A 26,180-nucleotide genomic window follows, 5' to 3' on the forward strand; every position below is an offset into this window, starting at 1 on the left:
TAGATTGCTCTTAAAGGAGCGATTTAATGTTTGATTTCTTATTATCCCCTGTCACTTTATATCCGTGGTTTATTATCGGCATCGCCATTCTCTATACACTCATCAACATCAGATATCAGCAGCACTTTCTGCTGCGCTGGATTCATATTATCCCGACCTTACTGCACGAATTCGGTCATGCACTGTTCTGCCAGCTGACAGGCGGGAAAGTAGATGATATCGTTATTGTCACCAGTCGTTATGAAAGAAAAGCGACCGGTCGGGCAGGATACGCAGTGACGCGTACCAGACACGCATTCAATCAGTTTATGACGATTATAGGGGGCTATCTCTTCCCGCCTCTGATGCTGCTGACTGGCATTCTCTCTCTCCAATATCAGCAGCCTATCATTTTCTGGCTGACACTGATCGCTATCTTCAGTTACTATTTTGTGAAGACATCAAGAAAATGGCTGCCTCTCATTGTCATGATTGTAGTCGGCACTTTTACATACTTCATGATCGTTCATCCTCAGTATCAGTACATCCTGCTGAATGATATCACCTATCAGCTGATTCTGGCAGTGCTTCTGGCAGATACGGTTCTCACTTCGATTACGATAAGCGCCCTGTATTTCCGGGAGCGCAATCAGACATGGGATGGTGCTGTATTAGGCCGGATGACAAGATGCCCTGTATTCCTTTACTATTTCCTGTTCCTAAGCGTTCATCTTATCGCTTTATATACCGCAATTGCTTTAATCTTCTAAGTTATAGACCCGAAACGCAGACACCTTTATTCTATGAGTCCTGGATCAGATCCATAAAATATTTGCGGTTCACTGCTCGGACCAGTTGCGCAGTGACTGTACAAATAAAGATAATCACGATAAACGGCAGCACCGAAGTCTCACCCATCAGACCGACGAGCGGTGATAATAAGGCCCCTATCATAAACTGCATCAAGCCGAGTATCGATGATGCGCTTCCGGCCCCCTGCTGCTGAACCTGCATCGCGATAGAGAAACCTGTCGTCCCGATCATACTGACCGGCGCAATAAGCAGGAAGAAAGCGATAAAGAGCAGCCAGACGGGCAGATGCAAAAGAAGAACGGCAGCTGTGAGCAACATCCCCATAAGTTGCACAAGCTGGCCCCATTTCAATATCGTGAACTCATCATGACGATCGACCAGTTTCGCTGTCAGCTGACTGGCAATAATCAGACCTACACCATTCGCTGCGAACATATAGCTGAACTGCTGAGCGCTCAGATGGAAAATCTTCTGGGTGATAAATGGTGAAGCCGAAATGTAGCTGAACAGCACACCGTAAGTCAAGGACTGAAGCAGCAGCATAATCAGGAAACGCTGGTTTCTGAACAATGCTTTAAAATCATGGACAATAACGGCAAAAGCTCCTTCTCTTCTCGCTTCAGTTGGCAGTGTTTCCTCTAACGGGAGACTCAGCATGACCATTAATACACCGTAGCCTGCTAAAATATAGAAGACCATGTGCCAGGTAGAAAAGCTGAGAATCACTCCGCCTATAACCGGCGCGAGTATAGGTGCAAGTCCGTTGACCAGCATCAGCATGCTCAGAAATTTCGTCAGTGCCTTGCCCTGATACATATCACTGGAAATAGCCCGGGAAATCACCGCACCTGCTCCGCCGCTTGCCCCCTGGATAAATCTGAGAACAATCAAGAGGACAATATGATCTGCAAAGGCACAGAGTAACGAGGCAATCGCATACACTATCAAAACAATAATCAAAGGTTTCTTACGGCCGGTAATGTCGCTTAAGGGTCCGACAAGTACCTGTCCCAATGCCAGCCCTATCAGACAGGCGGTTAGACTCAGCTGCGCTGTCGAGGCAGAGGTCGACAGATCATCGGCCACACCAGGTAACGCCGGCAAATACATATCCAGTGACAACGGACCGAACGCTGCCAGGAGACCAAGTACTATAACTAATGATACTTTTACTTTTTTCTCTTCCATCAAGAGCCTCCTTCTATTCATGGAGGCATTATACCTTAACGTTTAAGGGCAGGTGAAGCGGGAATAATTATAACATCACTATTATGAAAGAAGGGTTCCTACATGAGTAATGTTATTGAACAAGTACACACTCAGTTATTTATAGACGGGCAATGGGTAGAAGGCGACAGTCAAGAAACGAAAGAAGTCATTAACCCGGCCACAGGTGAAGTCATCGCTAAAGTCGCACAAGCAGGTGAAGCTGAAACGAAGCGTGCTATAGAAGCAGCTGAGAAAGCATCCCCGGCATGGCGCGATATGGAGCTGAAAGACAGAGTCGAACTGCTGAATAAAGTCGCGGATTTACTGGAAGAAAACGCTGATTATATCGCTGAAGTGATGACAATTGAGCAAGGTAAACCTTTCAAGGAATCACAAGTAGAATCTATCGGCGGCGCAGATTTATTCAGATGGAACGCTGAAGAATCCCGTCGCTTATACGGCGAACTGATTCCCGCACCCAATAATCATAAATTTGAGATTGTCTATCAGCCAATCGGCGTCGTCGGTGCTATCACACCCTGGAACTTCCCAGCAGGTATGGTGACACGTAAACTGGCTCCGGCACTTGCGGCAGGGAACACGGTAGTCCTTAAGCCTTCCAGCGACACGCCACTGACTGCTCTCGCGATCTTCGAACAGTTCGAAGCAGCTGGTTTACCGGCTGGAGTTGTTAACCTCGTAATGGGCAGCTCAGAAGTAATCGGCAAAACGATGACGGACTCCGACACGGTACGCAAGCTGACCTTTACAGGCTCCACCCCTATCGGTAAAGAACTTTATAAACAATCGGCAGACACACTCAAAAAGATGTCGCTTGAACTTGGAGGTCACGCACCGTTCATTGTTCATGGTGATGCAGATATTGACGCAGCTGTCGAAGGCCTTGTAGCAGCGAAATTCCGTAACAACGGACAGGTCTGCGTGTCGCCTAACCGTATCTTCCTCCACGACAGCATCAAAGATACATTTACAGAACGTCTGGTCGATAAAGTGAAAACGTTGAAAGTCGGTAATGGGATGGATTCATCCAATGATATCGGTCCTCTGATTCGTGAAGATGCCATCGACAAAATCCAGGAACAGCTGGATGATGCCACTTCTAAAGGTGCCAAGATTCTTCTCGGTGGCGAACGCCTGATTGAAGGTAATTATGCTACAGGCTCCTTCTATGCGCCTACCATTCTTGATGGCGTCGATCGTACAATGGACATCTTCTACAAGGAAACATTCGGTCCTGTCATTCCTTTAATCAGCTATTCAGAGCTTGATGAAGTGATTGAGATGGCAAATGATACAGAGTTCGGTCTTGCTTCTTATGCATTTGCTTCATCAGCAAAAGTCATCCAGGAAATTTCACGACGTCTGGAATATGGGATGGTCGGCATCAACGCAACTTCTATTTCCCAACCAGAGACACCCTTCGGTGGTGTCAAACATTCCGGTTTCGGCCGTGAAAACAGTCATTTAGGTATCAAGGAATATGTGATTGAGAAATTCGTCAACACGCGCTTCCTCTGATGATAAGAAGAGATGGATACTTCGGTATCCATCTTTTTTTATTGACATCTTACATCTTTCTGATATAGTTAGTTAGGCTAACTAATTAAAAGGAGGGCGTACAATGGAACAATCTCAACGCTTCTTCGACTTACTTCTCGACATCCGCCGTCTCTATGTAGAAGAGATGAACAAAGTCCTGCTCCGTCATCACTTGTCATCCGCCCAGTGGCTTGTCTTTAAAGAAATCGCGAAACAGCAGCCGACGACGCTTGTTGAAGTGGCACGCAGCCGTCGTATCGAAAAACCGACAGCGACTAAAGTCATTCATCATCTGATTGAACTGAATCTGATCGAAACTTCTGAAGGAACAGATAAGCGCGAAAAAATACTGACACTGACACCAGCAGGCAGCAATCATTATGCCACGATGCTGAGAGAGGTCATTCAAAAACAGCAAGAGATACTGGCAGAGGTCGCTCACCTTGAGATAGTGACAGACGAACTCGCCATCATCTATCAGCAACTGCAAAAAAGAAAGGATGAATAACTTGCATACACCTGTTAAAGAACCTCTGTGGACAAAGAACTTCATTTTAGTTTCTCTTATCAACTTTATTATTATGCTATCCATGTATTTATTATTAGTGACAATCGGCGGTTACGCAGTGGAAGAATATCATGTGAGCCAAAGCATGGCTGGACTCGTCTCAGGGATATTTATTGTCGGCAGCTTAATCGGACGTTTCTGGGCCGGTAAATATATCGATATCCTCGGGGAGAAAAAAATCCTGATGATCGGGACCATCATCTTCACGATAACAACGGGTCTCTACCTCTTCTCAAGCAATCTGACGTTGATGCTGATCATGCGACTTGTCAATGGAATCGGTAGCGGTATCGCTTCTACGGCAACAGGGACTATCGCAGCCTCCATCACTCCGGTCACTCGACGTGGTGAGGGGGTCAGTTATTTCAGCATGAGTACTGTCTTATCTACAGCAGTCGGTCCTTTTCTCGGTTTAACTTTATTACGTTTTATTACATTTAAGCAGCTCTTTATCGTCTGCTTTGTGCTGGCAGTAGCGGCTCTGCTCATTCTCTCATCCGTTAAAGTGAAGCAAAATCTGCCGTCGCAGGCTCAAGCGGCTAAAGGCCTTCACCTCGGCGACTTCATTGATAAGAATGCCTTACCTATTGCAGTCGTTATGCTCGTAGCAGCCACTGCATACTCAAGTATTTTAAGTTTTATTTCTTTCTTCACTCAAGAAAATCACTTAGTCGAAGCCGGCAGTTTCTTTTTCTTAGTGTATGCTATAGCTGTACTGGTCTCACGACCGATTACCGGTAGACTGATGGATACTAAAGGGACGAATATCGTGATGATTCCAGCATTTATCAGTTTCGTTATCGGGCTGCTGATTCTCAGCGTGACGCATCATGCACTCCTGCTGCTCGTCAGCGCTATCTTCATCGGTCTCGGGTATGGCAATATACAATCAATCGCCCAGGCTGTGGCCATTAAAGTGACTGATGCCCATAAAATCGGGCTGGCTACCTCCACTTACTTCATCTTTCTGGATTTCGCACTTGGTTTCGGCCCATACGGACTCGGTTATCTGATTCCATCAGTCGGTATGCACGGTCTCTACCAGCTGATGGGTATCCTTGCTGTGGTCGGCCTGATTCTCTACTACTTACTGCATGGACGCAATGCCAAGCAGTTTGAACAGCAATAACAAAGAACCCTTACCAGCTGGTAAGGGTTCTTTGTTATTTGGCAAACTTTTTATACTCGCCGAATGTGATGAAACGCTTCTGCTGCGGATCATATAGTTTATATTTCAGCGACTCAAAACTTTGACGAATGTCGATTGTCGTCGCGTGCTGCAGCGGCGTTACTTCATTATGGGCTTTCTCAAGCATATAATTCGGGATTCTCGGACTTAAGTGATGGACGTGATGGTAACCGATGTTCCCTGTCAGCCATTGAAACAGTTTAGGGAGTCTGTAGTAAGAGCTGCCTTCTACTGCCGCTTTGACGTAATCCCATTCACTTTCATCTTCAAAATATGAATCTTCAAATGTATGCTGGATATAGAACATCCAGATGCCGAGCATGCCGCCGATAAATAGAACGGGACCCATCACACTGAAGAATCTGACTGGTCCGAGTAAATAGATCAGCAGACCGTAGATAATGATAATTGCCAGGTTATGAAGATGTGTATTCCGTCTTTCTGCAGGTTTTGCGTCTTTCGTATTGACACGGTTAGTGATGAAAAGCAGATAAATGGGACCGAGTACAAACATGACAAATGGATGCCGGTACAGGCGATAGGCCAGTCGTTTAGCAGGTGTTGATTCTTGATACTCTGCAATCGTCATCATCCAGATATCGCCGGTTCCCTTCTTATCCAGGTTGCCGCTTGTCGCGTGATGCGTAATATGTTCTCTGCGCCACTTCTCAAATGGAAACAACGTCATAACACCTGTGATATTACCGAGTATCTTGTTAGCCCGCTTATCCTTGAAGAACGAACCATGGGTACAGTCGTGAAAAATAATGAAACTGCGGACCAGGAAGAAAGCCCCTACCGTCCCACATATAACTGACAGGATAGGATGGACCTGATAGAGCAGGAAGCCGAGTACAATGAGCAATATATACGGGACTAATGTATTCAGGATCTGTATCGTGCTGATCTGCAGACTTGTCCGTTCGTAAGGCTTAACCGATTTTCTAAGCTGTAACTTTTTTTCTCTTTCCATAATTCACCTCAAAAAAATAATATGAAACCGTGATACTGTGATGGAAATAATAGAAATAAAATCAGCTAGAAGACTCCTTTATTATACACGCATTTAACATAAATGACACAGTTAATTTATACCTGATACTAGTAACAACTGCTATTTACTATATTATTATATAGATTAAATATTGAATGTGACTAAAATGACTTTCAGATTGCAAATTTAATTATATAAATATAATAAAAAAAGAGGCTTCAGCCTCCAATATAATTCATATTTATCTTCTTTTTCTGTCTGTTTCTGACCGTCTCTTCTGTACGCTCATCTGAATAACGATCACTGCGTGCTGACCACAACCGGCTCAGCTGCAGACGTAATTCTTCATCTGTGACACCTTGTCTGATAAATTGCTTCAGATCAAATCCACCCGTGGCAAACAGACAGCCGAATATCTTACCGTCAGAACTGAGTCTGACACGTGTACAGCTGGAACAGAACGACTCAGAGACACTGGTGATGAAACCCAGTTTTGAACCGTTAGCATGCTGGTAGTATTTCGCTACTTCACCGAAATACTTGGGCGCTACAGGCTGAATATCAAATAGGTCTGTCAGCTGATCAAGCAGCTCCTGTTTCGTAATCACTTTATCAAAATTCCAGCCGTTATCATTGCCGACATCCATAAATTCAATAAATCTCAGTGTGATTCCCTTATCTCTGAAATATTCGACCATCGGTACAATCTGATGTTCATTCATGCCTTTTTGGATCACCATATTGACCTTGATGTCAAAGCCGAGATTCTTCGCGTAATCAATCTGTTCAAGAATAGCCTCCGCCTGAATACCCCGACCATTCACCGCTTCAAATGTCTCGTCAAGTGCGTCCAGACTGATGTTCAGTCGTCTGAGCCCCGCATCATATAGCGCCTGCCCATGTTTTTTAAGCAGCAGGCCGTTTGTCGTCAGTCCGATATCTTCAATACCTGGAATCTGGTTCAGTTCACGGATCAACAGCGGCAAATCGCGTCGTAAAAGTGGTTCGCCGCCAGTCAATCTGATTTTCTTCACCCCAAGCACAGCATACTGACGGGCAATCCTGGTGAGTTCTTCGAAGGAGAGTAATTCATCCTTTGGCATAAAGACATAATCATCACCAAATATTTCTTTTGGCATACAGTAAGTACAGCGGAAGTTGCAGCGGTCTGTCACTGAGATTCTTAAATCTCTGATAGGCCGTCCCAGCTTATCGGTGATTTGTTCTGTCATGTCTTTCCCCTCCTTTCAGGTCCTCCGGTCTGTTGATGTTAAGATACCAGTGCCCGGGGACTGTCTTAACATCTATGTAAGTCGTTGCTTCATCGAACAATGCTCTCAGTCTGAGCTCGCGATGATCCAAATGCTGCTTGATGGTCTGTTTTAAGTGATAAGGATAGATACCGATTGTCGCGTGAATCTGTTCATCATCCCGGTAGACGGTTGTATGCCCCCGGAAATTTTCAATGAGATGGTTCACCGCTTCCACGGTTATAAAAGGTGTATCTACTGCAATAACAAAATAAGCGTCGTCCGGTAATTCAGTCATCACGGTATAAAGGCCAGTCAAAGGACCGAGCCCTTGATAGCGGCTGTCATCCACAATGACTTTCTGATCGAAGCCCTCTTTCAGCTGTGCGTTAGTATTGATGACGACCTGCTGAAGGCGGCCGCAGCCCTTCATGGCGTCATAGACATGCTGATAGAAAGGCTTGCCGTCTAACTGATGAAAGGCTTTCTGGCTGCCGAATCTGCGCGATTCCCCGCCGGCAAGGACGACTCCGATCATCCGCCGCTCACAGGTGGAATCAGCGCGACAACGTCATGGGGCATAATAAGGTCTGTGTCATTCACAAACTCCTCGTTGACAGCCACCTGAAACGCTTCACTCTGGAGTTTCGGGTACGTCATGAATAAGTGCTCACGGAACGCTTTGACGCTGATGGGTTCAGAAAAAGTGAAGTGGTCTTCTCTTCGGTCGACGATCTCTTTCGTATGTGCAAAGTATAGGACTTTCATCATTGTTCCTCCTTATAAGAAGAATGATAACCACGCTGGCCGCCTATCCACTCTTCCCCGTCTTCCCAGATTTCCTTCTTCCAGATAGGGACGACTTCCTTAATACGCTCTATCGCATATTCATTTGCGGCATAGCTGTCTTTTCTATGAGGCGAAGATACAGCGATGACCACAGCGATATCCGAAATATCCAGCGCCCCGATCCGATGGCCGATACTGACAACTGTCCCCGGCCACTTAGCATTGATTTCGTCGCCGATTTCAGCAAGCTTCTTCTCCGCCATCGGGACATAGGCTTCATAGTGCAGATATTCTGTCCGGATGCCTTTCGTCCATTCACGGACAATACCGACAAAGAGACAGACAGCACCCTGTTTCGGATTGACGGTAAACAGACGATAATCATCTGGAATTAATTCGTGTTCTACTACTTCAAACTGCTTCATGTGCTTCATCCTTTATATGAATTGACCGAAATCAGTCAATGAAATATCCTCAGTCTTAATGATGCCTTTAATATTCTTAAGGTCAAGTAATTCATTGTCTTCTGTATCTCTCAGTAACACCAGTTTATCATAGTGTGCCTGCTTATACCCTTCGATTAAGATGACATCAGGCGATGCTGTGATGTCTTCAGCAATGATACGTGCCAGCGGTTTAGGTGTCGAGAGCTTATGAACATAGTCATAGCCTTCAACAATACTCTCAGCGGCACCGCTTGTCATAAAGGTGATATGGTCTCTTTTCAGTGGGATGTCGATCTCCTGTCCGGATTTATCACCGTGATGTTTGATGACGCTGACCGTCAGGCCCTTTGCTTGAGCAGCCAGAATCAGCTGATTGATCACCGTCGTTTTGCCGCTCTTCTTATAACCGACGACTTGCAGTATTTTCACCATGTACCAGCCACATCCGTCAGACGGGTCACCATGACGTCTACTAAGTCGCCTGCTTTAAAACCTCTTGTGCCACCCGGCAGAATGATCATACTGTTGCTTCTGGCAATCGCAATGACTGCATTACTCTTATTGAAGCCGGCAGGGCGGACAGTGCCGCTGACCATATCCAGTTCTGCACGGATAAAGCGGGTAAAAGGATTCGCTTTCGTGAAATCAGCTGCCAGTCGTGCTTTAATGACGGGCGCATGGACATTCGCTGCCCCCATCATTTCTTTCAATGCAGGTTTGACAAATAATTCATAGCCTGAATAGCAGGCGCTCGGGTTTCCTGACAGACCGAAGAGCAGCTGGCTGCCTTTAGCTGCAACGGTTGTGACACTGCCTGGACGCATGGCCACTTTATTAAATAAGACGTCTGCTGAGAGTGCCGCATAAATGGCAGGCATGAAATCAAAGTCACCGACAGAGACCCCGCCCGTTGTGATGACAATATCATGCTTGCTGAGTGCTCTTTCAACAATCGCCAGGAGATGCTCATAATGATCTGCTGTGACGCGGTAAGTTTCAGTGTCCATTTCCATCTCAGCTAAAAGGCCCGCTATCATCGGCCCATTTGAGTTGCGGATCTTTCCGGGTGCCAGTTCTTCATCCGCTGCTGCCAGTTCGCTCCCTGTTGCGATCAATGCCACAGTCGGTTTTTGTCTGACCTTAACAGACTGATATGAAAAAGTCGCAAGAACTGCAATCACACCGGGCGTAATCTTTGTGCCAGCAGTCAGAACAACTTCACCCTTCGTACATTCCTCGCCCTGTCTTGAAATATTTTCTCCAGGTTCAAAAGACTTGCGTAAAGTAAAGCCTTCAGCTGTCTCGACGGTCTGTTCAAGCATGACCACTGCGTCTGCTCCCTCAGGAATCGGCGCGCCTGTCATGATGCGTACCGCTTCATTATCCGATAGCACAGACGTACTGACCGATCCTGCTCCGATATGGTCGATCTTCTTGAAAGCAAGACGGTTGTCTCCGCTTGCGCCTGCAGAAGCTGCACTTCTGATGGCGTAGCCATCATAAGGCGACTTATCGAACATCGGAATATCATATGCCGCAATGATATCTTCCGCTAGATAGTAGCCGAGACTGTCCTCGATTGAGACATCGATCAGCGGCATCTTCTGACTCTGATCTATACATCGTTCAATGGCCGCCTGCACATTGAGGGGCGTTCTTTTTTCCAGCATGGTCATCCCACTTTCTCTACTGATAAGCTATAATAAGTATAAATGAAAGGGTGAAGCGAATGAATCAATTAACACATTTCAACGAAGAAGGACGGGCCCGTATGGTCGATGTCTCTGATAAAGAAGTGACCACCAGAACAGCCACCGCCATCAGCTCCATTGAAGTCAATGAGGTCATCTACCAGCAGATTACCAACCATACCGCTAAAAAAGGTGACGTTCTCGCCGTAGCACAAGTGGCCGGTATTATGGCTGCCAAAGATACATCCCGCATCATCCCGATGTGTCATCCATTAAGCTTGAGCGGCATCGATATTTCCTTCAGCTGGCAGCTCTCAGATGACCGCTACACTCTGCAGATTGCCTGCACTGTCAAAACGAAAGGGCTGACAGGCGTTGAGATGGAGGCTCTGACCGGTGCTTCTGTTACTGCCCTGACAGTCTATGACATGACAAAGGCAGTCGATAAAGGCATGGTCATCGGGCCGACCTACCTGCAGTCCAAGTCCGGCGGTAAAAATGGTGACTTCAGTCGCTGACTATTTATTCAGCTCATGCACAATGTGAAAGACCTCTTGTGTGATGAGCTTTTTCATTGCCAGATTCACTGCTCCGACAGACCCCGGTATCGAGAAGACGACTGTCTGGTCTTTCGTACCGCAGAAGGCGCGGGACAGCATCGCTCTTGTCCCGACGTCTTCTGTATAGCTTAAGTAGCGGAAAATCTCTCCGAAACCTTCCATCTCCTTATCTACCAGGGGTCGTACAGCTTCTATCGTGACATCACGCCGAGCGACACCCGTCCCCCCTGTTGTAATGATGACATCTACTTGACTCAGTGCTGTAGTGACAGCTGACTGAATCGCCTTAAAGTCATCTCTGACAATTTGATAGCTCGCTACTTCTATCCGGCAGTCATCCAGGTGTTCCATGACAGCTCGTCCGCCTTTATCCGTCGCTTCTGTCCGGGTATCACTGATCGTAATGACAGCGGCTTTGATCTCTCTATAATCATTAGTATGCATGATGAATCTCCTATCCGAATAATTGATAATACACCTTCTGGCCTTCAGCGACCGTTTTAACGTCATGGACCAGAAGTCGTCCACCTTTGAACCAGATGACCGGCTTATCATTGACAAAGAAACGCACAAAGTAAGGGGTCTCCTGGTAGTTGATGTTCAGCGTGGATAGAAACGTCGTCAGCTGAGTGAACTCAGTGACCGGTGAGGCAAATTGTACAGTGTCACGACCACAGAGCATCGTCTGTATCGTTCTCGTCTCTAAATGTGGATAGGTCGGGTTCGCACCGCAAGTCTCACATATCATCTCGCTCATCCGACTGAACTTCATGGCACTGTGTTCAAGCGTCCATACATCACCGAATATAAGGCGCGGGTCAACCGGTTCTTCCGCCAGAATCTTTAAGGCATACATCGCCTGAAAGCTTGTCGCCAGGCTGACAGCAGGTTCGATGACACCGACCGTATCACATGTCCGGTTCATCACCGGCAAGCGTCCCATGACACACCTGAAACAAGGCGTCACATCCGGAATAAACGGACACGCTGCATAAGTTGATTCTACGCAGGCACCGTATATCCACGGAATCTGATAGCGGTAACTGAAATCATTCAATGTGAGTCGTACATCGAAGTTGTCACTGCCATCAATCAGCAGGTCACATGCTGAAAACGCCGCTTCTAGAAGCGGCGCATCGCAATGTTCAATATAAGTCTCTATTTGAAGATCTGCTCTGATTCTCAGCAGCTCATCTCGTGCCGCTATGACTTTCGGCGTCAGGTCTGTCGCATGCTGTTCAGTGAAAAGCGTCTGGCGCTGCAAGTTGGATATTTCCACATAATCCCGGTCGACGAGAATCAGTTTCTTGACGCCGGCCCGGGCCAAGGTGTTCGCTGTATGGGTACCTAGGGCACCGATACCGATGATGCCGACAGTCTTTTCCGTGATTGATGTCTGTCCGCGAGAACCTATTCCTTTAAATTTTTCCTGTCTGTCATAGCGTTTCATATTTAAACCCTCTGTTCTTTTTTATCCATCCACATCCTAGTCAGTAAAGCTATTATACCAAACAATGCCAGGAAGAAGAAAGCAAGCTTGTTCGTACCCAATACCCCGGTCACCGTTATGAGGCCAGGCGGCGGACTGTATTCATGTTCATTCTCTCTAAAGACCTATCAGACTAAGGAGCTCACTGTCATATTGAATCTGCTGAAATGAAGAAGAGGTGACAGTGCGGCTGTGGAGTATAACCCCTCCTACTCATGTATAATAATCATATAAAGGGGGCTCTTCATTTGCCTGAGGATATTACTTTCAATCAGCCAATTATCAAGTATCAGAACGGTGCATTTATAGATCAAAGCGACAATATTGCAACCGAGTTTCCTCTGACACTCTATATCAACCAGCAGGAATTCGCGACCATCGTCTGCAGTCCGACCCACCTCGAAGAACTCGTTCTCGGTTTTCTCGCATCTGAAGGTGTCATTTTCAGACAAGGAGATATTCAGAACATTCATCTTGATGACAGCAAAGGATTCTGTCATATCACGCTGAACCGTGAAATTGAACAGCATTCCGGCCAGTATACGAAGCGCATGATCAGTTCGTGCTGCGGGAAAAGCCGGCAGTTCTATTTCGTCAATGATGCCGCTACTTCAAAAGTGTCAATGACAGAGACGAAGATTACGGCGGCGGAAATCTTCAGCATGATGGCGGCGTTACAGGAGCAGAGCACAGACTTCAAGCAGACAGGGGGCCTGCATAATGCAGCCATCAGTGACGGTAAGAATTTCTATATCCACCGCTCAGATATCGGACGTCATAACGCGCTCGACAAACTGTTTGGCTACTGTATTAAACAGCGTATACCTATTCGCGATAAAGTCCTTATCTTCTCCGGACGTATTTCCTCGGAAATCCTGATCAAAGCCTCCAAAATTGGAGTAGGCATTATTCTCTCCAAATCAGCACCGACAGATCTGGCCATCAAGCTCGCAGATGACTTGAATATCACAGCGGTCGGTTTTATCAGAAATGAATCTTTCAATATTTACAGTCACCCGGAGCGCATCATCTAAAAAAGCTCGAGCTATTCAGCTCGAGCTTTTAACTTTCAATAGTTCGTATCGTTCACTGATTTTACGATAACCCTGACGTTCGTACATCTCTTTTGGCGTATCATTGCCATCTGCTATCAGAATAAGAGATTGACCGTAATCAAGCACTTTCTCCTGCAAGGCGGTCCCTATTCCTTTTCCCCTCGCTGTCTCCAGTACGTAAAAATCATCCAGTTCAATTAAATCTCCGTGCAGTATCGCTTCTAATTTTCCGACCGGCTGCCCATGATCATAAGCCACCAGCTGAATCACAGAATCATCAGCACGGTCAGCTGTATGCATCTCAGTTTTGAGGTCAGCAAACTCCTCACCGTACTCCCTCTCGCCTACGCGGCAGACAGTAAGAAAGTCTTTGAACGTCTGATCATCCCCTACTATCCTTACTTCTCCTGCCCGCTTGCCGAGTGTCAGCTCCTCTGTCTGATAAAGTTCCATCTTCTCAGTGGTATACCCTGAAGCTTCAGCATAATCTTTCAGGTCCTGAGGCAGCGGTTCATTTTCAGGAAAGATAAACAATAGGTGCTGCTGCCCATGCCGCTCATGAAAATCCGACTGCATTTTCTCGTCTTCCTTAAATGTTTCAAGTGAGGGCATGACTTTATACTCAAAGTAATTGGAGTAGTAACGAATCAGCTGACTTGGTGTATGAAAATGGGTATAGCGCGTATTCTCGCTGTAAAATTCTGCGACTTGTTTTGTATCTTTAAAAGAAACCATCCTATCATCCCCTTTAAGAGAATTATAGCGTATTTTTGATGGACGGAATATTTCGTAGACGGACTGCCAGAATGGCTGCAATCAATCCTTTGATAAGGTCTCCCGGAATAAAAACAATGACTGTTTTTAAGGCTTTGATAATCGGCATATGCAGATTAAAGGCCATAAAAATCCCGCCGATTAAATTACAGAGCACTGCCCCGATGAGACCATTGATCAGAAAAATCTGCCAGATATTCAGATTCTGAAACTGGCGTTCAGTCAGTAAGCCAATCAAATAGGCAACCAGCGGGAATGATAAAATATAGCCACCAGTCGGTCCAAAGAATAAACCAAATCCACCATGTCCACCTGATAACAGCGGCAGTCCCAGTGCAATTAAAATCACAAACAATAAGACGCTTAAACCTCCGCGCTTACTGCCGAGTAAACAGCCTGCTAAGATATAGCCTAAGTTCTGAAAAGTAAAAGGTACACCGATTCCTAAATTAATGGCCGGCAGCAAACCGAGCACTGCAATAAGTGCGGTGAACATCGCAATAATAACTAGATCTTTCGTCTTCATCTTCAATCTCCTTTCGACAATAAACTGATTATAACTGAATTGTTAACCGTTTAAAATATAAAGTTTACATTAGCAGCAAAAAAAGGTGCACCATCAGTGCACCTTCCTCTTATTTCAGTTTCAATAATTCTTCTTTCAGTACTTTGCGCTGATACTCCAATGAAATCGGATCATTGAACCAGAAATCCTCTGCATCGTATTGCACGACACGATTATTTTTCACAGCGTCCATGTTTTTCCAGACATTCGATTGGACAACACTGTTCGCATCTTTACCTGCATCACTAGAGTAAAGTACGACGTCACCTGCATATTTACTGATATCTTCTGCTGAAATCTTCTTCCAGCCTGTCGGTTTAACGTCCTTCACAACATCTTCCTGCATCTTCAGTCCAAATGCCTGATAGATGATTTCAGAACCACGTCCCCAGTTATCACCATATGCATAAATCTCTTTTTGGAAGAACTGATAAATGGTATAAGTTAAATCTTCGCCTAGCTTAGCTTTAATTTCTTTGCCGTCCTTCGCTGTTTCTTCTTTCCATTTATCAACGAATGCTTTCGCTTCTTTTTCTTTACTGACGATTTTGCCGAGTTCCTCGTGAATCTGCAGATAGTTATGTTTTGCATAGGATACAGGAATGGTCGGTGCAATCTTCGCATATTTTGAATTATTTTTATCTGTATCAAATGAGATGATTAAATCCGGTTTTAAAGTTGCTACTTTTTCAACATCTCCTGCACCTAATTTTTCAACACCTTTTAATTTTGGTGCCAGGATTTCTGACTGGAATGCATATTCATCGACACCTACTGGTTTAACGCCTAGATCCAGTAGGTTACCTGTATAGCTTGCCCCCATCAGTACAATACGTTTCGGCTCAGCAGGAATCTTGATTGTTTTGCCATTATCTAATTTATAGTCAACTGTACTGCTTTTCTTTGTATCCTCTGCTTTCTTATCTGCATGATTGCCACATGCAGCAAGTGTTAATAAGCATGCGATCAAAACGAATAACCACTTTTTCATTGTTCTCCTCCTAATTGAGATTCATTCTCATCAATAATACAAAACTAATCATACCTGTATCCATCCGTTCGTGCAACATTTTTATGAATAAAATTAAAAGAGCACTGCGCGAAGGCCGTACTCTCAGATTAATGATAAGTAAAAAAGTCCATATATATGATAGTCGCTGCGATATATTGAATAATCACGAAAGCATAGCTCCACTGTAGCCAGTATCTAGCGTTGTCAGGCGTACGCCAGCCCGGGAAAAGACGCTCGAGCAAGCCCACCTGGACCAAATATAAGCCGATGCCAAGTGGTAAGGCCCATGCTATCAGGGCCGCTGTCTTCTGATGGGTGACACGCAAAATAGTGTAACCAATATAGCACTGACAGAGGAGAATGATGACGGAGAGAAAAGCAGTCTGAATATCTATCATATTTTTCTCACGCCCTTCACCATCAGTATAAGCAGGGCCTGAAGTCCTGTGATCAGTGCCATCCATACTATCGCATCCTTATTCACAGCGTTCAGCGTATCAACCACAACCTGCAGCGGATGGGTCAGAATATGTACCGAATGAAAACGCAAGAAGCGACCAATAAAAATGCCCGCACTCGTCAATACCATAAACATGAACATCGTGCATCCTCGGAGCAGTCGATCTGAAACCAGTCGATACAACGTAAAAATGACCTGGATATAAAAATATAAGCTGAGCATCACACCTGCTAACAGATAGGTAAAATCAATCCATTCAGTCAAAATTAATTTCTTAAGAAAATCAAATGGGTAGAGATTGAAGTGAATCAAATCCGTCACCACATAAAAGATATTCGGGGCCAGCAGTATGAACACCAGTGACACCATTAAGAACAGTGGCCATTCTCTTCTGCTATGCGGTTTAAAGAGTGGAAGCAACTGGCTGATTTCATAAGGGATGAAAGCTAAAATCAAATTCTGCACCATAAATAGATAATGGGTAGGAATGATAAATGAAACCATCAGGTATAATACAAAACACAAGCGACCGATATTTCGGCTGTACATCAGAAACCCTCAATTCTCTTACAGTTTTGAATCCTCATTCTACAATAAAACTAAGATATTAGCGACTGATGTCCTGTGTCTCCTCTGCCAGCATACGTATCACCGCATCATCCATCGGCGGATTATGAAGTCCCGCTCGCATACTTCTATGGCGGCGTTCTATTATTCCTGATTTCTCCAGACTCTTCCCGCCGATGATTCTCATCGCAATATCCACGATATCAATGCCATTATTCACGACGATATGCTTCGCAGCCCCGAAAGTAGGCGCCAGTCCTTCAACGCCTGCTTGATGGAGATCTGCAGCATGATAGAGGAAGTGTCTCGCTGTCATAAGTTTCAGTTCCATTTCACCGAGTTTCGCCTGAATATGGGGGAGATCTGCTATCGTCCCTTCAATTGAGTTAGGTGAATGATGATGCGCAAAGACAGCTGCATCGTCTCTCGCACCTTGGGCGATGCCCAGATAGACGGCCGGAATATGCATGAGCCACGGATTATCCACTTTATCGCGGCCTGCTTCAACTAAGTAACGGTCTTCTACATAGACATCGTCAAGCAGCAGGTCATGGCTTTCAGTCGCTCGCATGCCCGTCACATCCCAGCTTTCTTCAATGCGACAACCTGGTGTGTCTGCCGGCACGTAGAAAAAGCAGAGCGTTCCTTTGTCTTCCACGTAAGCCCCGACTATATAATGTGTCAGTCTGTGACTCATAGACGTATAAGTTTTGACGCCATTCAACAGCCAGCCTTCTCCCTGACGTACTGCATGGGTTGCAGGCCGCCCTCCTCTTGTCGGACTTCCTGTCTGTGCTTCTGAAACGACACGATTCGATAAGGCACCGTGCTGCACCGCCTCTGCAAATTCCGTCATCATCTCATCAGGCCATAGTTTAAATTGGAACACTTCACCCACAATACCTAGATGCCAGCCCATAGATAAAGCCGTTGACTCATCATAGCTTGCTAATGTTTCCTGCAGCAAGATGACCGACTTGATACCAAGCCCGTACCCGCCATACGCTTCTGGTAAAGTCAGCTTGCTGTATCCTTCTGCCATCAGCCAGTCGATTAACCTATGATTCAGTTTCCCTGCACGATCGGCCTCTCTTGCTGTCTGTTCAATCCACTCCCGGTTCTGCTGGAGTTTACGGATCCACTCCTGCTCCAGCTGATTTGTTACAAATAACTCACGATCCATTTTTATCACCTCATAGACATACTACCACTGTTAAAATCACCCAAACAAAAAAACCGACTCCAAAAGTCGGTTTTTAATACTTAAGGTTTAAGCACTACTTTGATGTTATTGTCTTTTTTCTCATCAAAGATTTCATAGGCTTCTGCTGCCTGGTCGAGTGACATATTATGGGTGATGATTTCTGTCGGATCGAAGACACCGTCACGAATCATCTCATAGAGCTTAGGCATCAGGTGAATAACAGGTGCCTGTCCTGTTTTCACTTGTACGTTACGATTGAAGATAAGTGGTAACGGGAAGTTCGCTGCAGGTGCCGCATAGACACCCGTAATCTGAATAGTACCGAATTTACGTACCGCTTCAGCAGCTGTTTCAATCGGACTGATAGTGCCACGCTGCGGTGTCACTAAGTTGGATACACGTTCAGTTAATTTCACCTGACCGTCCATACCGACACAGTCAATCACGACATCCGCGCCACCTTTTGTATTTTCACGCAGTAATTTACCGATTTCTTTCTCTTTGTCGAAGTTGTAGACCTCAACCTGATTGTATTTCTTTGCATGTTCCAGACGATGCTCGACATTATCAACAGCGATGACACGGTCAGCACCTTTCAGTTTCGCGAATTTCTGCGCCATCAGACCGATCGGACCGCAGCCTAAGACGATGACGGTATCCCCTGCTTTAACGCCTGCATGTTCAACACTCCAGTAAGCAGTCGGTACAACGTCGGATAAGAACAGGACCTGCTCATCTTTCATATCGCTGTCTGGCACCACGAATGATGAGAAGTCAGCAAATGGAACTCTTAAATACTCAGCCTGGCCACCCCAGTGGTTGCCGTGCATTTTACCGAAGCCGAACAGGCCGCCGTTATCCATCTTCCAGTTCGCCTGCTCTTGATTTGAGTTATCACACTGAGATTCCATATCATGTGTACAGTAGTAGCATTCGCCGCAGCCAATGTTGAATGGGATGACGACACGGTCACCTTTTTTGAGCTTAGTCACCTGGCTGCCGACTTCTTCAACGATGCCCATCGGTTCATGACCGATAACAAATCCCGGATCCATCATCATATCGCCTTGGTGATATAAGTGTAAATCAGAGCCGCAGATACCTGTCGCTGTAATTTTAATGATTGCATCAGTAGGTGCTTCAATAATCGGATCTTTGACTTGTTTGACTTCCATCTTTTTCTTTCCTTGGAACGTTACTGCCTTCATCATTAGACACCTCTTTATATTTTTTTGACTTGTTAACCTATACCCGCTTTCAGACAATTAAACTCAGAATGCATCCAATAAATTCAACCTACTTATATGATTGTTTTTCGTTATAATATAGCTAACGAACGCTATGGAGGTCCTCAATGAAAAAGCTAATTTTTATTGCTGCCATTCTTCTTCTGACCGGCTGCAGTCACGATGACTCGCCAGAAAGAAAGGAAATCACCGTCTCTGCCGCTGCCAGTCTGAAAGATGCCCTATCAGTTATTGAAAAAGACTATGAAAAAACACATGATGTTGATATCAAGATCAATTACGGCGCTTCAGGCGCACTCGCTAATCAGATTAAAGCAGGCGCACCCGTCGATCTCTTTTTTTCTGCCGCACAAAGTAAAGTGGATGATCTGGTCAAGGCGCACGTCGTCAAAAAGGAAAATCAGCAGAGTGTCCTTGAAAATCAACTTGTTCTCGTCAGTCAATCGGATATGACAGATATCAGCAACCTTAAAGAAGCCTCCATCAAAAAGATCGCAGTCGGCACGCCTGCGACAGTGCCGGCAGGAGCTTACGCCAAAGAAACGCTGATGAAGGCCGGTGTCTGGAATCTTATTGATGACAAAATCATTTATACAAAGGATGTCAGACAAGCGCTCACCTATGTGGAGACAGGTAATACAGATGCCGGTATCGTCTATACGACAGATGCCAAAGGAACGAAGCTTAAACAAACGCCCATAGATGAAGCGCTGCACAGTCCTATCACCTATCCGCTCGCACTTATCACAGACAACCAGACAGCACGTGCATTCTATGAGTACCTGCAATCTGATGCCGCAAAGAAAGTTTATCAGTCTTATGGCTTTACTGTTAAGTGAGTCGTTTCTGTCACCGATTCTGACGTCACTTAAAGTCTCCATCATTGCTACAGCAGCCAGTCTCATCATCAGTGTCCTGTTCGTCCTGCTGACTTCCCGCCCCTTCCCCGGAAAATCAGTGGTTGAAACGCTTATCATGCTGCCGATGGTGCTGCCCCCTACTGTAGTAGGCTTTCTATTGTTGCTGGCATTCGGTAAGCAAGGGCTCGGCCAATGGGGCATCAGCCCTGTCTTCACCATTTACGCGGCCATTATCGCAGCCACTGTTGTCGCCATTCCCCTTATGTATCAATCACTTAAGATCGGTATCGATAATGTCTCAGCCGATGTGATCGATGCCGCTAAAGTAGATGGGGCAAGTCATCTCATGATATTCAGAAAGATGATTCTGCCCTTATCGAAAGGTGCACTGCTGACAGGTATTCTTTTCTCGTTTGCACGTGCATTAGGCGAATTCGGTGCCACCTTAATTTTTGCCGGGAATATTCCGGGTGTTACACAGACGATGGCGACCGCTATTTACATCGCCATCGATAATAATGAACTGTCACTCGCAGGTTTATGGGTCGCGCTGATGATTATCTTCTCATTTATACTTATGTTCATCATCCAGCGCCTTAAAAAACACACATAAAAAAGAAGCAGTCAAAAGACTGCTTCTTTTGGGTTAGTTAATCTGCACGCCGCCTGTCACACCGTATACCTGGCCAGTCACATAACTTGCGCTGTCAGATGCTAGAAAGACATAGACATCAGAGAGTTCGACCGGCTGTCCGGCACGCTTAAGATCCACTTTCTGACCGAACTCAGGAATTTTTTCCTGCGGCTGACCGCCTGTAATCTGCAGTGCAGTCCAGATAGGACCAGGTGCTACAGAGTTGACGCGGATCCCTTTCTCACCGAACTGAGTAGCGAGTGATTTTGTGATGGATACAATCGCACTTTTCGTTGCGGCGTAATCCACTAAGTTTTTACTTGGGTTATAAGACTGAACAGATGAAGTCGTAATGATAGAGGCACCTGCTTTAAGATGCGGCAGCGCAGCCTGAATCAGCCATACTAAAGAAAAGACATTCGTTTCAAAAGTCGAACGTAACTGCTCAGTAGATAAATCTTCAATATGGTCTACTGCGGTCTGTTCACCTGCAACGCTGCAGAGAATATCAATACCGCCCAGTTCTTTGACCGCCTGCTCTACAAGTGTCTTGTTAAATGCTTCATCGCGTAAGTCACCCGGAATTAATACGGCCTTCTGGCCTGCTTCTTCAATAACTGCTTTGACTTCCTGTGCATCTGCTTCTTCAAAAGGCAGATAGTTGATGGCAACGTCTGCGCCTTCCTTCGCATAGGCAATGGCAGCTGCACGTCCGATACCTGAATCGCCGCCAGTCACAAGGGCTTTCTTACCTGTCAGGTTGCCTGATCCCTTGTATGATGTTTCACCGCAGTCCGGTACTGGTGTCATCTTCTGCTGCAGACCAGGAGCCTGCTGTTCCTGTTTCTCGAATTTCCCGTTATAGTGCTTAGTTAATGGATTTTCATTTGTCATTACTATCACTCCTTATATGTATTAGTATTGCACGTATGAAATGGTTTAAACACGGATTAGGTCTTCTCTTGAAAAAATAACCACCAATCGGTAGACTGAAGTTGAACACAACTTAATTAAAGGAGAATGAGTCATGACTAAATCTACACCTCACATCAAACCGGAAAACAATCCTATCGCAGAAACGATTCTCTTACCTGGCGACCCGCTGCGCGCAAAATTCATCGCCGACACTTATTTAGAAGATGTCGTACAGTTCAATGAAGTGCGTAATATGTTCGGTTATACCGGCACATACAAAGGGAAAAAAATCTCTGTAATGGGTACAGGTATGGGCATCCCGTCAATCGGTATCTATTCTTACGAACTGATTCACACATTCGGCGTCAAGAACCTGATCCGTGTCGGTTCATGCGGTGCAATGCAGGAAGGAATCAATGTCTATGATGTGATCATCGCTCAAGGGGCATCTACTGACTCTAACTATGTGGCACAATATGGTCTGCCAGGTCACTTCGCACCAATCGCTGACTATAGCTTACTGGCACGTGCTAAACAATTAGCCGATGAAAAAGGGGTACCGAACCATGTAGGTAACGTCTTATCATCAGATATTTTCTACAATGCGAATGCCGAGGCCACTGACAAATGGCGCTCTATGGGCATCTTAGCAGTGGAAATGGAATCTGCCGGTCTTTATATGAATGCTGCTTATGCAGGCGGCGATGTTAAAGCACTCGGTATCTTCACGGTCAGCGATCACTTATTGACACATGAAGAGACAACACCAGAAGAACGCCAGACATCATTTACTAAAATGATGGAAATCGCGCTGGAAATCGTGGAATAATAAAAAGCCCCGAGGGGCTTTTTTATTTGCGCTTATCCAGCTGTTCATTGACATAATCTGCAAATACTTGTGCGGTACCGTTGCCGATATCGCGAATACGAATCGGTCCCATCTCAAAGTTGACAGTCACTGCACTGTCTTCTACTTCCACACCTTTAATGTCATCATAGCTGATGACACGCTGATACGGCTGTCCGTTCATATCGGCCACCATAAAGAAACGCATATCAGTCGGAATGTATTCACCCGTGAATTCTTTTTGATCCCCTACTGCGAACTCGATGATACCCACTACACCTGGCCCTCTTTTTTCTGTCGGACTCAGTTCTGATGCATTGAATAATTCTGTCATTTCAAACGACCTCCTTATATCTACCTCTTAAGTATACCCGCAACTGTCTTTCTTTATTCTCAAAACTTGAAGAAGTTATCTCCATCTTTAGCGTAATTATCATAATATTCGCATTCATTTGTCTGATTCATTAAACTCAGGGTATAACATTGATAAAGGAGTCTGTTATGCAGCAATGGATTATGGATGTGATGGAGCAGTTCGGGTACTTCGGTGTCTTCCTGCTGATCCTTCTTGAAAATGTCTTTCCTCCTATTCCGTCAGAAGTCATCCTGACGTTCGGCGGGTTCATGGTGACACAGTCTGACAAGCTGAATTTTTTCGGTATGCTTTTAGCTTCAACACTAGGTGCTGTCGTGGGTGCACTTATTCTTTATTACCTGGGACATCTTCTCGGCTTAAAAAGACTCGAAAAAATCGTCGATCGTTATGGCTGGATTCTACGACTGACAAAGGATGATCTCTACAAAGCGGATAAATGGTTCAGGAAATATGGCGGTATCGCTGTCTTTCTCTGCCGCTTCGTCCCCTTGGTGCGCAGCCTGATTTCTATTCCTGCCGGCATCAATCGTATGAACATCGTGACGTTCACACTCTATACCACTGTCGGCACCATCATCTGGAATGCTGTGCTGATTTACTTAGGCTATACTCTCGGCGAAAACTGGGAGCAGGTCCTGCACACTTTCGATACGTACTCAAACTTCTTCTATATTCTGATGGCCATCGGTATTATCGCAATCGTTATCTATTTATATAAACGTAAACCAAAAGGAGAATCGTAATGAATAAAAAATATCAAGTCGTTATTCTTGGTGGCGGATCGGGCGGTATTTCAACTGCCAGCCATCTGATTAAAGCAGGTATTAAAGATGTATTAATCATCGATCACGCTGACTATCATGCCTATCAGCCGGCGTGGCCCCTAGTAGGTAGCGGCGCAGAGAAAAAAGAGAACAGCCGTAAAAAGATGAAAAAAGTCATTCCTCATGGTGCGGACTTTCTTCAGCAGAAAGTAACAGCTATTCAGGCGGTCGAACGTATTATCAGACTGAATAACAACGAACAGATCAATTATGAATATCTCGTTGTGGCACTCGGTCTCCAGCTGGACTTTGAAAAAATTGAAGGCCTGCCAGCAACGCTCGGCAAAAATAATGTCTGTACGAACTATCTCTATGACTATGCGGACTATACCTACGCATCACTGAAAAAAGTAACAGCCGGTAATGTCATTGTGACTAAGCCTTCTACCCCGATTAAAGGGGGCGTTGCACCTGAAAACTCCTTATTCACCTTCGATGAGTTCTTCAAGAACAAGAAAAAAGACCGCCCGACTCTTATCCTTAAGAGCGCTCTTGATTCTCTGTTTCCGGTTGAGAAATACAGAAGAGAGATCGAAAAACAGATTGAAAAGAAAGGGATCTCTTATGATCTGCAGCATGAATTAATTGCCGTCAACGGACCTGAAAAGACGGCTACCTTCAAGAACCTGGCAACATCCGAAATTTATTCACTGCCTTTCGAAATGCTCCTGGTCACTCCTCCGATGAGTGCGCCGGATGTCATCAAACAGTCCACCCTGAGCGATGAAGAGGGCTGGTTAGATGTCAATAAACACACCCTGCAGCATGTCCGTCACCAGAACGTCTTCGGACTCGGTGACTGCACGAATCTACCTACTGTCAAGATGGGAGCCGCTGTCCGTAAGCAAGCACCTGTCCTTGCTCAAAACCTGATTGCCCAGATAAAAGGCAAACCACTGAAAGGGTATTATAACGGCATGACGGCCTGCCCTATCGCAACTGAATATGGTCAGGCGATTATGGCAGAGTTCGGCTACGATTTAAAGCCTAAGGAATCACTGCCTCTTGATCAGTCCAAGACGAATCCGCTGCTCTATCAGATCAAAAAGAGAGGGATTCCTCTGATGTACTGGCATGGCATGCTCAAAGGCCGCAGCTAAAAAGCAGTCCACATATGGACTGCTTTTTTCACTGTCTCACTTGCCTTAAATTAGGTACAATACCTGTAAAGCACATTAAGGAAGTGAGCCATATGTTCAGAAAGTTTCTTGCACCTCTTCATAAAAAAGTACTCAGCAGTTATGACTCAAGTCATCATCAGACATTTGATGAACTGATCCACAGACTCCCCTTAGAAGAACTGCGCGATAGCGCCATGTACTATCAGCTGGATTTTGATGACCAGACTTCCCGCCAAGCATTGATCGATATGCTTTCAGAACGTTTCCACAAAAAAGGCAGTCTCTACTATGAACTGCTGATTCAAGAGGAAGTGCTGGATATTCAGTTGCTAGCCGATGCCTTAGCAGAAAATCATAATATCATCCATCTCTCACCTAAAGATCTGGAGCAGATGGTCGCCGCACTGATTATTTTCGATATCGACAAGAAACTGGTCATCCCTGAAGATACAAAACAAGCGCTGATGCAGCTGCCGTTAGATGCCATCGAGCAGAAAAAGGAGAAATACGAGCAGGATTTCACCTTTATTTCCAGTAATCTGATGCTCTACGGTTTTGTCACCCGTGAACATCTGGAAGCCCATTACAAGAAAACCTATCAAGATACTTTCGAAGTGGATAGCATTGATCTTTTCCTGTCCATCTACGATCTGCAGATTCATGAAGGTTATATTGTTGATGCGCTACTTGATTCATGGGTAGATGATAAAGAAGCTTTCCAGGAACTTCAGCAGTTTCCTTACTACGAATTCAAAGATCCTCACGAAGTCTATGATTTTGTCGGCCCCGACCATCACTTACAGACACCGCAGATGAAAAATCTGGGCAAATTCCTCAAAAAAAAGACACAGTTATCGCCTGATGAATGGGATCATCTCATTGAAGACATCCAAGTCTACACCGTGGGGGCACCGGGCTTTGAGAGTGCTCAGCATGAAATCAGTTTATTAATAAAAGGGCAGTTCGCTCGGGAGGACAGAGACCAGTTCGATTTACTGTACAAAGATTTCTTTCAGCATACGAGACAATGGATGCTCGGCGGTCATACCCCTGCCGAAATTGAAAAGATGGAACTTGAACATGAATCCATGAAACGTGCCATTAAAATGAATAAAATCGTTGCTATTAATGATATTAAAGCAATCAAAAAGGATTGATCGTTATGATCAATCCTTTTTAAGA

At 45.3% G+C, this 26,180-nt stretch carries 31 protein-coding genes; 12 read left to right on the plus strand and 19 right to left on the minus strand.

The window, feature by feature from the left end; all coding sequences use genetic code 11:
- Positions 1 to 26: 26 nt before the first annotated feature.
- Complete coding sequence (locus tag ERX55_RS06220) at positions 27 to 749, plus strand: M50 family metallopeptidase (RefSeq protein WP_133451704.1); 723 nt, start codon at positions 27 to 29, stop codon at positions 747 to 749.
- A 31-nt stretch (positions 750 to 780) separates the two neighbouring features.
- On the opposite strand, the gene ERX55_RS06225 is transcribed toward ERX55_RS06220, so the two are convergent.
- Positions 781 to 1,980 carry a putative multidrug effflux MFS transporter TcaB gene (locus ERX55_RS06225; protein ID WP_243721469.1) on the minus strand — a complete coding sequence of 400 codons (1,200 nt, stop codon included), beginning with the start codon at positions 1,978 to 1,980 and terminating at the stop codon, positions 781 to 783.
- A 102-nt stretch (positions 1,981 to 2,082) separates the two neighbouring features.
- On the opposite strand from ERX55_RS06225, the gene ERX55_RS06230 reads away from it, so the two are divergent.
- The 3 genes from ERX55_RS06230 to ERX55_RS06240 all read left to right on the plus strand — a co-directional run bounded on the left by ERX55_RS06230 (position 2,083) and on the right by ERX55_RS06240 (position 5,258).
- Positions 2,083 to 3,540: an NAD-dependent succinate-semialdehyde dehydrogenase gene (locus tag ERX55_RS06230; protein ID WP_133451706.1), complete on the plus strand. Its 1,458-nt coding sequence runs from the start codon at positions 2,083 to 2,085 to the stop codon at positions 3,538 to 3,540.
- Between the two features lie 103 nt (positions 3,541 to 3,643).
- Complete coding sequence (locus tag ERX55_RS06235) at positions 3,644 to 4,069, plus strand: MarR family winged helix-turn-helix transcriptional regulator (protein ID WP_133451707.1); 426 nt, start codon at positions 3,644 to 3,646, stop codon at positions 4,067 to 4,069.
- A gap of 1 nt (position 4,070) precedes the next feature.
- A complete protein-coding gene (locus ERX55_RS06240) occupies positions 4,071 to 5,258 on the plus strand; it encodes an MFS transporter (RefSeq protein WP_133451708.1) in 1,188 nt (395 codons plus the stop codon).
- Between the two features lie 34 nt (positions 5,259 to 5,292).
- Here the strand turns inward: ERX55_RS06240 and desA are convergent, their stop codons facing one another.
- The 7 genes from desA to ERX55_RS06275 form a co-directional block, all read right to left on the minus strand.
- The gene (desA, locus tag ERX55_RS06245) at positions 5,293 to 6,291 is read right to left on the minus strand and encodes a Delta(5) desaturase DesA (RefSeq protein WP_133451709.1); all 999 of its coding nucleotides are present in this window, start codon (positions 6,289 to 6,291) and stop codon (positions 5,293 to 5,295) included.
- Positions 6,292 to 6,530: 239 nt separating this feature from the next.
- Complete coding sequence (moaA, locus tag ERX55_RS06250; protein ID WP_133451710.1) at positions 6,531 to 7,544, minus strand: GTP 3',8-cyclase MoaA; 1,014 nt, start codon at positions 7,542 to 7,544, stop codon at positions 6,531 to 6,533.
- On the minus strand, positions 7,522 to 8,100 hold the full coding sequence (gene mobA, locus ERX55_RS06255; protein WP_133451711.1) for a molybdenum cofactor guanylyltransferase: 579 nt from the start codon (positions 8,098 to 8,100) through the stop codon (positions 7,522 to 7,524). Before mobA ends, moaA begins: the two co-directional genes overlap by 23 nt.
- A complete protein-coding gene (locus ERX55_RS06260; protein ID WP_133451776.1) occupies positions 8,097 to 8,330 on the minus strand; it encodes a MoaD/ThiS family protein in 234 nt (77 codons plus the stop codon). Before ERX55_RS06260 ends, mobA begins: the two co-directional genes overlap by 4 nt.
- Positions 8,330 to 8,776 (minus strand): molybdenum cofactor biosynthesis protein MoaE, encoded by a 447-nt coding sequence (locus ERX55_RS06265; RefSeq protein ID WP_133451712.1) that lies wholly within the window; start codon positions 8,774 to 8,776, stop codon positions 8,330 to 8,332. The genes ERX55_RS06260 and ERX55_RS06265 overlap by 1 nt, the downstream gene beginning before the upstream one ends.
- A gap of 12 nt (positions 8,777 to 8,788) precedes the next feature.
- A complete protein-coding gene (mobB, locus tag ERX55_RS06270; RefSeq protein ID WP_133451713.1) occupies positions 8,789 to 9,229 on the minus strand; it encodes a molybdopterin-guanine dinucleotide biosynthesis protein B in 441 nt (146 codons plus the stop codon).
- Entirely contained in the window at positions 9,223 to 10,467 is a 1,245-nt protein-coding gene (locus ERX55_RS06275; protein WP_133451714.1) for a molybdopterin molybdotransferase MoeA, read from the minus strand. Before ERX55_RS06275 ends, mobB begins: the two co-directional genes overlap by 7 nt.
- A gap of 59 nt (positions 10,468 to 10,526) precedes the next feature.
- Between ERX55_RS06275 and moaC the strand changes: the two genes are divergently transcribed.
- Complete coding sequence (gene moaC / locus ERX55_RS06280) at positions 10,527 to 11,006, plus strand: cyclic pyranopterin monophosphate synthase MoaC (RefSeq protein WP_133451715.1); 480 nt, start codon at positions 10,527 to 10,529, stop codon at positions 11,004 to 11,006.
- On the opposite strand, the gene ERX55_RS06285 is transcribed toward moaC, so the two are convergent.
- Positions 11,007 to 11,492, minus strand: a complete 486-nt coding sequence (locus ERX55_RS06285) for a MogA/MoaB family molybdenum cofactor biosynthesis protein (RefSeq protein WP_133451716.1) — start codon at positions 11,490 to 11,492, stop codon at positions 11,007 to 11,009.
- Between the two features lie 10 nt (positions 11,493 to 11,502).
- Entirely contained in the window at positions 11,503 to 12,498 is a 996-nt protein-coding gene (locus ERX55_RS06290; RefSeq protein ID WP_133451717.1) for a ThiF family adenylyltransferase, read from the minus strand.
- Positions 12,499 to 12,785: 287 nt separating this feature from the next.
- Between ERX55_RS06290 and fdhD the strand changes: the two genes are divergently transcribed.
- Positions 12,786 to 13,571: a formate dehydrogenase accessory sulfurtransferase FdhD gene (fdhD, locus tag ERX55_RS06295; RefSeq protein WP_133451718.1), complete on the plus strand. Its 786-nt coding sequence runs from the start codon at positions 12,786 to 12,788 to the stop codon at positions 13,569 to 13,571.
- A gap of 15 nt (positions 13,572 to 13,586) precedes the next feature.
- On the opposite strand, the gene ERX55_RS06300 is transcribed toward fdhD, so the two are convergent.
- The 7 genes from ERX55_RS06300 to ERX55_RS06330 all read right to left on the minus strand — a co-directional run bounded on the left by ERX55_RS06300 (position 13,587) and on the right by ERX55_RS06330 (position 19,382).
- Positions 13,587 to 14,327 carry a GNAT family N-acetyltransferase gene (locus ERX55_RS06300; protein ID WP_133451719.1) on the minus strand — a complete coding sequence of 247 codons (741 nt, stop codon included), beginning with the start codon at positions 14,325 to 14,327 and terminating at the stop codon, positions 13,587 to 13,589.
- A 22-nt stretch (positions 14,328 to 14,349) separates the two neighbouring features.
- A complete protein-coding gene (locus ERX55_RS06305) occupies positions 14,350 to 14,892 on the minus strand; it encodes a biotin transporter BioY (RefSeq protein WP_133451720.1) in 543 nt (180 codons plus the stop codon).
- A gap of 109 nt (positions 14,893 to 15,001) precedes the next feature.
- Positions 15,002 to 15,922 (minus strand): ABC transporter substrate-binding protein, encoded by a 921-nt coding sequence (locus tag ERX55_RS06310; RefSeq protein WP_133451721.1) that lies wholly within the window; start codon positions 15,920 to 15,922, stop codon positions 15,002 to 15,004.
- Positions 15,923 to 16,050: 128 nt separating this feature from the next.
- The gene (locus tag ERX55_RS06315; protein ID WP_165983727.1) at positions 16,051 to 16,341 is read right to left on the minus strand and encodes a hypothetical protein; all 291 of its coding nucleotides are present in this window, start codon (positions 16,339 to 16,341) and stop codon (positions 16,051 to 16,053) included.
- Entirely contained in the window at positions 16,338 to 16,952 is a 615-nt protein-coding gene (locus ERX55_RS06320) for a DUF1361 domain-containing protein (RefSeq protein WP_133451723.1), read from the minus strand. Before ERX55_RS06320 ends, ERX55_RS06315 begins: the two co-directional genes overlap by 4 nt.
- 58 nt (positions 16,953 to 17,010) lie before the next feature.
- Positions 17,011 to 18,153 (minus strand): acyl-CoA dehydrogenase family protein, encoded by a 1,143-nt coding sequence (locus tag ERX55_RS06325; RefSeq protein WP_133451724.1) that lies wholly within the window; start codon positions 18,151 to 18,153, stop codon positions 17,011 to 17,013.
- A gap of 80 nt (positions 18,154 to 18,233) precedes the next feature.
- Positions 18,234 to 19,382: a zinc-dependent alcohol dehydrogenase gene (locus tag ERX55_RS06330; RefSeq protein WP_133451777.1), complete on the minus strand. Its 1,149-nt coding sequence runs from the start codon at positions 19,380 to 19,382 to the stop codon at positions 18,234 to 18,236.
- A gap of 146 nt (positions 19,383 to 19,528) precedes the next feature.
- Between ERX55_RS06330 and modA the strand changes: the two genes are divergently transcribed.
- Both modA and modB read left to right on the plus strand, forming a co-directional pair.
- Complete coding sequence (gene modA / locus ERX55_RS06335; protein WP_133451725.1) at positions 19,529 to 20,260, plus strand: molybdate ABC transporter substrate-binding protein; 732 nt, start codon at positions 19,529 to 19,531, stop codon at positions 20,258 to 20,260.
- Positions 20,241 to 20,894 carry a molybdate ABC transporter permease subunit gene (modB, locus tag ERX55_RS06340; RefSeq protein ID WP_133451726.1) on the plus strand — a complete coding sequence of 218 codons (654 nt, stop codon included), beginning with the start codon at positions 20,241 to 20,243 and terminating at the stop codon, positions 20,892 to 20,894. The genes modA and modB overlap by 20 nt, the downstream gene beginning before the upstream one ends.
- 33 nt (positions 20,895 to 20,927) lie before the next feature.
- Here modB and ERX55_RS06345 read toward each other — a convergent pair whose 3' ends face one another.
- Entirely contained in the window at positions 20,928 to 21,809 is an 882-nt protein-coding gene (locus tag ERX55_RS06345) for an SDR family oxidoreductase (protein WP_133451727.1), read from the minus strand.
- 133 nt (positions 21,810 to 21,942) lie between these two features.
- Between ERX55_RS06345 and deoD the strand changes: the two genes are divergently transcribed.
- The gene (deoD, locus tag ERX55_RS06350; protein ID WP_133451728.1) at positions 21,943 to 22,659 is read left to right on the plus strand and encodes a purine-nucleoside phosphorylase; all 717 of its coding nucleotides are present in this window, start codon (positions 21,943 to 21,945) and stop codon (positions 22,657 to 22,659) included.
- A 22-nt stretch (positions 22,660 to 22,681) separates the two neighbouring features.
- Here deoD and ERX55_RS06355 read toward each other — a convergent pair whose 3' ends face one another.
- Entirely contained in the window at positions 22,682 to 23,011 is a 330-nt protein-coding gene (locus ERX55_RS06355; protein ID WP_133451729.1) for a PH domain-containing protein, read from the minus strand.
- 167 nt (positions 23,012 to 23,178) lie between these two features.
- Here ERX55_RS06355 and ERX55_RS06360 point away from each other — a divergent pair, with 167 nt between their 5' ends.
- The 3 genes from ERX55_RS06360 to ERX55_RS06370 all read left to right on the plus strand — a co-directional run bounded on the left by ERX55_RS06360 (position 23,179) and on the right by ERX55_RS06370 (position 26,155).
- A complete protein-coding gene (locus tag ERX55_RS06360) occupies positions 23,179 to 23,796 on the plus strand; it encodes a DedA family protein (RefSeq protein ID WP_133451730.1) in 618 nt (205 codons plus the stop codon).
- Complete coding sequence (locus tag ERX55_RS06365; RefSeq protein ID WP_133451731.1) at positions 23,796 to 24,977, plus strand: NAD(P)/FAD-dependent oxidoreductase; 1,182 nt, start codon at positions 23,796 to 23,798, stop codon at positions 24,975 to 24,977. The genes ERX55_RS06360 and ERX55_RS06365 overlap by 1 nt, the downstream gene beginning before the upstream one ends.
- A 92-nt stretch (positions 24,978 to 25,069) precedes the next feature.
- Positions 25,070 to 26,155 carry a hypothetical protein gene (locus ERX55_RS06370; protein WP_133451732.1) on the plus strand — a complete coding sequence of 362 codons (1,086 nt, stop codon included), beginning with the start codon at positions 25,070 to 25,072 and terminating at the stop codon, positions 26,153 to 26,155.
- Positions 26,156 to 26,180 lie beyond the last annotated feature (25 nt).

The sequence above is a fragment of the Macrococcus bovicus genome, from assembly GCF_004359575.1.
GTDB lineage: Bacteria > Bacillota > Bacilli > Staphylococcales > Staphylococcaceae > Macrococcus > Macrococcus bovicus.